The organism is Roseateles sp. P5_E11, from assembly GCF_054049355.1.
Genome location: NZ_JBFUMO010000331.1, coordinates 1 through 6,506, shown reverse-complemented (window position 1 = coordinate 6,506; position 6,506 = coordinate 1). Strand labels below are relative to the sequence as shown.

The 6,506-nt window shown below is 62.1% G+C and carries 5 protein-coding genes; all 5 read right to left on the bottom strand.

Annotated elements, in window-relative coordinates; translation table 11 throughout:
- On the bottom strand, positions 1–1,375 hold a 1,375-nt coding region (locus tag ACXJKR_RS20895; protein ID WP_457324449.1), incomplete at its 3' end, for an ABC transporter ATP-binding protein/permease.
- A gap of 181 nt (positions 1,376–1,556) precedes the next feature.
- Positions 1,557–3,875, bottom strand: coding sequence for a TonB-dependent siderophore receptor (locus ACXJKR_RS20890; protein WP_457324448.1), 2,319 nt, complete (start codon positions 3,873–3,875; stop codon positions 1,557–1,559).
- A gap of 127 nt (positions 3,876–4,002) precedes the next feature.
- A complete protein-coding gene (locus tag ACXJKR_RS20885; protein WP_457324447.1) occupies positions 4,003–5,022 on the bottom strand; it encodes a FecR family protein in 1,020 nt (339 codons plus the stop codon).
- An 11-nt stretch (positions 5,023–5,033) separates the two neighbouring features.
- Positions 5,034–5,726: an RNA polymerase sigma factor gene (locus ACXJKR_RS20880; RefSeq protein ID WP_457324446.1), complete on the bottom strand. Its 693-nt coding sequence runs from the start codon at positions 5,724–5,726 to the stop codon at positions 5,034–5,036.
- Positions 5,727–5,850: 124 nt separating this feature from the next.
- Positions 5,851–6,506 (bottom strand): hypothetical protein (locus tag ACXJKR_RS20875; protein WP_457324445.1); only part of this gene is annotated, 656 nt, incomplete at its 5' end.

The window sequence follows — 6,506 nt, the reverse complement described above, 5'->3', positions numbered from 1 at the left end:
GCTGCTCGCCGCCGGACAGCCGGTGCTGCCACCTGGAAACCTCGTGCAGTTGATCTTCAAGCTGAGGCAAGCGGCTCTCGCGCAGGGCCGTCCGACAAGCGTCATCGTCGTAGTCGGCCGCCAACGCCGGATAGCACAAGGCCTCCTTCAGCGTCCCGGTAGGGATGTAGCTCTTCTGCGGCAAGAAGAGCATTCGGCAATGCACCGGGAGCGTGATGGTCCCGCCGCCGTGAGGCCAGATTCCCGCCACTGCCCGCAGCAGCGTGCTCTTGCCCACGCCCGAGGGCCCACGCACGATCCAGCGCTGGCCGCGGCCGAGCTCCCAGTCACCAATCTGCGCAAGTGGCTGGCCGTTGGGCAGTCGCAGATTCAGGTTGTGAACGCTGACGCCCGTGTCGCCAAAACGGTCAAGGTGAATCTCCTGGACTTCGCTTGCGTCGATGCTTCGGTTGAGGCCGATCAGGCGTCGGGTCACAGAGGACCAGATGACCAGCTTCTCGTAGCTGCTGGAGAACCAGGACACACCAGCCGCCACCGTGAGGAAGGCCGCCTGCGACTGCATCATCGTGCCGAGCGTGGCGTCGCCCGCAAAGATCTTTGGAGCGATTGCGTAGATGGGAATCAGCGCCATGACGGTGTTCATGAGCTTCTGCACCGTGTTCATGCGCTTGTAGTTGGTCATCAACAAGGACCAGTTGAAGACGACCAGGTCGAACAGGCCGCCCAGCCTATGCTTCTCGGTTTCGCTGCCGCGGTAYAGCGCGATCTGCTCTGCGGCCTCGCGTTGCTGAGCCATCGTGAAGCGAAAGTCCGCCTCCCTCCGCTGCTGTTCCATTGACAAGCCTGCCAGACGGTGTCCGGCCCAGTGGACGCTGGCCACATTGACGATGCCGAACGTAACCRCCACCCAGAGCAGGTAGCCGTGAATGGTGATGGGGCCGATGACGAGCGGCGTGGTGGCTGTCCAAAGGACGACGGCCATCACCAGCATCACGGTCAGCGTGCCCACGAAGGACATCACCAGCTCAAGCGAGTTCTCGACGAACAGTTTGGCGTCGTCGGAGATACGCTGGTCCGCGTTGTCGGCAGACTGGCGTCGTTCCAGCCGGTAGAAGGCGTTGTCGGACAGCCAGCGCTGAACGAGATGGTGCGTCAGCGCCTTGCGCCAATGGATCTGCAGCCACTGGCGCAGCCACACCTCGAATGCCCCGACGAATGACATGACGACCGCGACCGTCAGCATGGTGGCCGAGAGCTTCCAGAAGACCGCCGAATCGCGCTTCTCTAGCGCGTCATAGAACTCCTTCTGGAAGCCGGAGTACCAGGCCACCATGCCACCGCTCGAGAGGGTGACTGCCACCAGGATGGCCAGCACGATGAAGCCGCGTTTTCGCTCAGGCGAGGCCCAGTACGGAGTGAACAGACCTTTGACCTCGCGCGGAGGTAGGTTCTCTTTGAGGCTCATGTTTGTACTTCTTTCCGCTGCGCTCAAGGCGCGTGATCAGGAGCGGTAAAGGCTCGCAGCGACGATTCGCCACGAGCCTTGGATGCGCGAGCTAGTTGAAGGAGTAGCGAGCGGTGACGTAGAAGGCGCGCGGCTGCTGCACCACGCCTTGGGCACCGATGCCAGAGCCCAGCTCATAGATGCGTCTGTTGGTCACGTTCTTGCCGCCGGCGACGACGGACCAGGCTTTGGCTTGGTAGCCGACGTTGACGTCGAAACGTGTGTTGCCCGGGTTGGCCACTACGGTGGGGTCCTGGCTGCCCAACCGTGCGCTGCGCTTTTGGACGCCGGCGCCCACCCACCAGCCCTGCTCGACGAATTCGCTGCCGAACTTGTAGATGGCCCACAGGTTGGCCTGGTGGCGGGCGTACGGACTCCCGGCGATGTCCTGCTCGTCGTTCGAGCGGGTCGTGAAGCTGTAGTTCGCGCGGATGCCCAGACCCTTGTAGACCTCGCCGGAGGTCTCGACTTCGAAACCCCTCGACTTGATCCCGGCCACGGAGATATAGCAGGCCGCGACACCGCAGATGTCAGTCATGTGGGCCGGGTCTAGAACCGCCACATTCTTTTGCTTGATAGAAAAGGCGGCGAGCGATGCCGACATCTTCTGCTGCGGAAACTGAACTTTGATGCCAGCCTCGTACTGCTGCGCATACTCCGGTGGAATGGCTTCCCCGTTGAAGTTCTGAATGCCGACGTTGGGCGAGAAGCCCTTGGAAGCGTTGGCGTAAAGCGAGACACGCTCGGTGGCACGGTACACGACACCCAGCGACGGCAGGGAAACTTTCAGAAGCCGGTGATTCTCAGAGGTGTCCATCCGATTGGGATCGAAACGAACCTCTCGCCATCCGACAAGTGCGATCCAATTGCCGTAGGTCATGTGGTCCATGACCAGCGCGCCTTTTTCGCCGGTCTTGAACTCGAACGGCGTGTACGGACCGGGGATGCCGAACATCGGTCCGAGCGTGGGGGTCAAGTCGGTGAAAGCTCCCGTCTCGACGTTGGTCGACGTCAGCGTGCTGAACTGGGACCCCGAGACCACGGCCGCACTGGTCTGGTCATAGGCGAAGAGCAGTTCATGCTCGACAGGTCCGGTCTCGAGGTGGCCCTTGAGCTCGACCTTGGAAGTCTTCGTCGTGTACTTTGACGTCAGCAAGGCGCCAAACGTCAGGACCTGGGGGAAGGCGTAGCCGAGGTCCGGGAACATGCCGCTGAGTGGCGACAGGTTCTTGCTGTCGGAGCGGTCCTCGGAATACTTTGCCGCAACACTCCAGTCGTCGTTGATACGCTGGCTGGCCGAGAACGTGGCGACCGTATTCTTCTTCACTTTGCCGGCATCCGCCGCCGCGAGCCGGTAAAGCTTCAGGTCCTCGCCGAGGCTGGTCTGGCTCGTGAACACGGTCAGGTCTGGTGCGGTTCGAGCTTTCGAGTACTCGTAGCTCGCGGTCAGCTCGGTTCCGGACGGCTTGTTGCGCCACGTCACGGACGGCGCGGCATACCGACGGTTGCTTCCGTCGTAGTCGTTGAGCGTCGTGCCCGCCCCTTGCTTGGCCGCGACGAATCGAACGAGGAGGCTTTTGTCATCGGTCACCACTCGATTGACGTCCAAGCCAGCCTCGTAGAAGCCGCGGCTGCCCATCATGCCGGAGACTTCCGTGATCGCCTTGGCTTCCGGGGTCTTGCTGATCACGTTGATGGTGCCGCCATAGCCGGCGTTGATGCCGGCAATGATCGCTTCCGGCCCTTTGACCACCTCCACCTTGGAGAGGGAGATCTGCGGAGCGTCCAGGCCTTCGCCACCAGTCTGCAGATTGCCGTTCCTCATGATGCCGGCGGAGAAGCCGCGCATCGTGAACACGCCAAACGAATTCAGTTGACTCGCGCCGGCCACGTTGGACACCGCATCGCGCAGTGAAATCGCCTGCTGCTGCTGCAGGAGTTCCTTGTCGACCGTCGAGACGGACATCGGCAGCGCCATCGGATCAACATCCGTGCGAGTCCCTGTCCGGGCGGAGTCGCCTATGTGCGCGAGCGCGTTGCCGAAGACGTAGACGGACTCGAGCGTTTCGGCGCTGCTTTTGGTGTCATCTGCGGTGATCAACACCGCCCCGCTGCTGTCCTTGCGGATCTTGAGGTTGGCTCCCTCGAGGAGTCGAGCCAAGGCCTGTTCGGGCGTCATATTGCCGCGAACACCTTTGGTCACGCGACCCTTCAGGTCGGCGTCCTTGTAGAGGACCTGGTGCCCCGTGGCGGTGATGTAGGAATCGAGCGCGGCTTTAAGCTCACCCGCCGGAATGTCGAAGCTGCGCTCTTGCGCGTGCAGCGCAAACGACAGCAACATGGCCGCTGCCCCGAGCGCGATCTTTCCCATCCGAGAGGTTCGATGCCGAGATGTTTTCATCAGTGCGTCTTCCAATTTTTGTGAGCGACACCGTGCCGCTATAGAGGAAGACGAGTGCGCCGAAGTAGCCCCGTATGCGGCGGGGGTAAACACTGAGTCAACTTGATGACAACTCGATCCGATCTCCTTCTTCGCGCACCGTGACACCGAAGCCCGAATGGATGAGCCGCACGAGGCCATCGATGTTGTAGGTCTCGAATCGCCCGCTCAACCTGATGCTCGATGCATCACCGAGCACCACCAGTTGCCGCTTGTTGTAGCGGTTGAACTCGGTGGCGATGTCGGCGAGGGACGTGTTGTCAAACTCAAGACGGCCCTCGCGCCAGCTCAGGTCCGACTGCGTCTTCGCCGAGGTTTTTGTCGCCACCAGCACGCTGCCCGCTTGCGCCACGGCGCTGTCGTTCTTCACGAGGAGCGTGGAGACCGCCGCGGAAGGCGCGCGCTCCGCGGGTTGAGGCGCTTGTTCAAGCTTGACTCGGCCTTCAAGGACGGTCACCTGGGTGCGCCCGCCTTCATGCCTGACACTGAACTTCGTGCCCAGCACGGTGATCCGGTCTTTGCCTGCAGTGACCACGAAGGGGTGATCCGGGTCGTGCTGGATTTCGAAGAAGGCCTCACCCTCGTCAACCCAGAACCGCCGCCCGTCATGGCTGACCAACGCGCGGGCCTTGGTCCGCGTGTTCAGCGTGACTCGTGAACCATCATTGAGCGTCAGCGTCTGCCGTGCACCAACCGCCGTGACATACCGATCCTCTCCGTCGCCGGCAGGCGACGGCTGCCATGCAAGATGTCCGCCAATCAGCACGGCCCCAGCGAGACCGGCCATCAGCGACGCATATCGAAAGGATGGTCGCGAAAACCAGTGGCGGCGTGCAGGAACGGCAGCTTCTACGGCGGTAGGCAATGCCGCAGCAGCCCGCAAAGGTGCCAACCGATCTGCACGTACCCACGCGTGCTGCAGTCTCAGCCAGGCGACCTGGTGCGCCGTGTGCTCGCCGAGCCATGCGTCAAGGGCCTGCTCATCGCGCTCTGTCCAGTTGTCGAGGTTGTCCTTGCGCGCCAGCCAAGCCGCTGCAGTTGCTTCAACAGCCTCGTGATTCACCAGGTTCGGTGCCATGGGTGACTCCTTCATTGGTCACGCTCCCCGCGGCTCATGCGCCGCATCCAATCTGCCGCCGCAGCAACGCCTTGCGCGCAAAGCGTCTGGGCCAGCGCACGGACCCCCAACGTGATCTGTTTCTCGATAGTCCCCTCTGCGATACCAAGCCGGGCCGAGATCTCTTTGTGCGTCAGCCCGTCGATCTTGCGCAGGATAAGCACCTCTCGACATCGAGGCGAAAGATCGTCGAGCGCCGCCTCAAGCAGTTCGAGCTCCTGCTTTGCATCGGTCAGCTGCTCAGGCGTGAAGTCGGCCTGCGGCTGCTCTTCGAGTTCCTCTAGGTCAGCCACGACGTCGAACGACACCACCTGGGCCCGACGCGCGCGGTCAACAAGGAGGTTTCGAGCGCACTGGAAAACAAAAGCCGGAGTTGACAGCGGCAGGCCATTCTTGGTTGCCGATTCGAAGACGCGCACGTAGATCTCCTGCCGCATGTCAGGCAGGTCCTCGGGATGCCGCCAATGACGACGGAGCAAACGCATCAGCGAAGGCTCCAGTGGCAGCACCTCAGCGCTGAACCACTCCTTGATCACGTCGGCGGCAAGAGGCCGGCAGCGCAGGGCCTGCTGGCGTTCTTGGTCGGGCACATTCGAAGATTTCACATCCGAACATGACGAACGCCATCGACAAATCCCGTATGCGGCGTCGATATGCACCAGCATGGTGCAATTCTGTTGGGGCGCAGGGCTTCGCTGGTCTCCGCCAGGCAAGGTGCACCGCGGAGAGCAAAGTTGCCGGTTCCTCTGCGAATGGCGGCGTGGCCCCTCTATCGCTGCGTGAGCGGCACTAGGCGGGCATGCTTGCCGCCCCGCAAGCGTCGTAGATCGACTGCTCGGCATTACTTCGCCAAGCATTCATTGCCGGGACCATCACGCTACCGGCGTAAGCCTTGAACTCGACATAGCGCTGAAGATAGCCCTGGCGCTGCAGTTCTGCGTCGACCTGCTTCTGAGCTTCGGTATGGAACTCTTGCGCCTCTTCAGGGTCTGTCGGGGGAGCACCCAAGCGCGTGTACACGACGGTGTGAGCGTCACGAACAGCGTTGATGACCTCGTCCTGCACTTGCTGGGGCCAGCCGGCCTTGCGATTCGCCGGCTGGAGGACACTCGCTTCCCAGGCGTTCCAGATGTCCGTGGTTGAGCGCGGTGACTTGCTGAGATCCCAAGCCATTGAAACGACGAACTCGATGGCCGCATCCAGGTCTTCGTCCTCACCCATCGCCGCATGAAGCGCGTTTCGCGCTCGGCGCCAAGCCTCTCTGGGTATCTCTTCAGACGCGGAACCACGGACCAGACGGATGACTTCCTCGGCAGGTACTGCCGCGAAAGTACCCTCAAGACGCTGCCGTACGTCGGCGGCAGGACCGTCCCACAGCGATAGCACCCACTTTCGAACAAGCGCAAGGGTATCGACGCCAGGCTTGATGCCCGCGAGTGCCCGCC

Bases quoted from the DNA above. Each gene is read 5' to 3' on its own strand.
- ACXJKR_RS20880 (WP_457324446.1), bottom strand. From the start codon at position 5,726: ATGCTGGTGCATATCGACGCCGCATACGGGATTTGTCGATGGCGTTCG.
- ACXJKR_RS20885 (WP_457324447.1), bottom strand. From the start codon at position 5,022: ATGGCACCGAACCTGGTGAATCACGAGGCTGTTGAAGCAACTGCAGCG.
- ACXJKR_RS20890 (WP_457324448.1), bottom strand. From the start codon at position 3,875: ATGGGAAAGATCGCGCTCGGGGCAGCGGCCATGTTGCTGTCGTTTGCG.